We start from the raw sequence: 1,287 nt of genomic DNA on the forward strand, positions 1-1,287 counted from the left end.
AAGACTGTGGTTCGACTAAGCCAAGCATCAGTTGTACCGCCACCATAGCATCGATGGCATTGCCGCCTTGCTCCAGTACATCAGCACCAGCTTGGGTGGCGATTGGGTTCGCTGCTGTCACCATATAGTCTTTGGCTTTGACCAGTTGTTTGTGCTCAAGCCCAGTACTTTGCTCTGGGGCAATCGCATCGGTGGCTTGGTTTGCAAACGCGGTGTGGGTGATAGAGGCGCTAAGAAAAAGACCCGTAGACACGAGTCGGTTGAACGTCCAATGCATGATGACTCTCCATGTTGCCAGTTTGATTGTTCAGCTTGGCAGCCATGGAGAAGATCGTCGAGTCAGCGTTTTAATAAATGTCGTGTGTGCGACGCTTTTAAATCAGAGAGTTAACCGATTAATGTGCTGATGGTTTGCACCAAGATACTGCCGCCAACGAGGGTAAACACCACACCACAGATGCCATCGATGTAGATGCCTGCTTGTTGTAATCGACGTTGTAAACGTTGCGTTGAGAGCATCCACGCCAAGCTGGAAAACCAAACCAGAGACAAGCTGAACAGGATAACTAACGCGATGCTTTTGCCTGAGACTGACATTCCGGCTGGCACCAAGCTCGACATCAAGCTGATGAAGAAAACCAGTGCTTTGGGGTTGAGAATGTTGGTTGCAAAACCTTTGGCAAAAGCCTGACGCTTGTTGCTGATCACGAAGCTGTTTGTTTTATTTTGTTGATCCGTTTGCGGGTTTTTGATCGTAGCGATCACGCCGCGCAGGGCCCCAACACCGAGGTAAAGCAGGTAACTGCCACCTAGCAGTTGTAATACCGAATACAGCAAAGGATGTTGATGCACAAGGTAGCTCACACCAGGCAGGCTGAACAATGAGTGCAGCAAAATACCACCGGATACGCCAAGAGCGATGTATAAGCCCGTCTGGCGACCATGACGCGTGGCATTTTGCACCACTAATGCGAAGTCGGGGCCTGGGCTCATTAAGGCAATAAAGTGAATGCTGGCCAATGTCAGCAGGATAGTGGATTCATTCATAACACATCTCAAAGATTACCAATGCAGCTATTGTGGAGGCTTGTTGTGGCATGCGCTTGTAAAAAACTGACAGCCTAAGATGAGCGTGCTGCTATCGAGTGACTTGAGACGGAGAGACGCCATAAGTCTGCTTAAAGGCTTTGCTGAAATGTGCCTGATCGTAAAAACCAATTTGATGCGCGACTTCAGTACCGCATTGTCCTGCTTGTAGTAGCTTCATCCCTTGCTCGAGTCGTAAAC

The 1,287-nt window shown here is 49.1% G+C and carries 3 protein-coding genes; all 3 read right to left on the reverse strand.

The genetic code is table 11. The features are described 5' to 3' along the window. Positions 1–277 (reverse strand): gamma-glutamyltransferase (locus tag R7F67_RS24220; protein ID WP_318057463.1); only part of this gene is annotated, 277 nt, incomplete at its 3' end. 110 nt (positions 278–387) lie between these two features. Beyond that, positions 388–1,047, reverse strand: coding sequence for a LysE family translocator (locus R7F67_RS24225; protein WP_318057464.1), 660 nt, complete (start codon positions 1,045–1,047; stop codon positions 388–390). A 91-nt stretch (positions 1,048–1,138) separates the two neighbouring features. Further along, positions 1,139–1,287 (reverse strand): helix-turn-helix domain-containing protein (locus R7F67_RS24230; RefSeq protein WP_318057465.1); only part of this gene is annotated, 149 nt, incomplete at its 5' end.

It is taken from the genome of Vibrio sp. YT-17 (assembly GCF_033337375.1).
GTDB classification, from domain to species: domain Bacteria; phylum Pseudomonadota; class Gammaproteobacteria; order Enterobacterales; family Vibrionaceae; genus Vibrio; species Vibrio alginolyticus.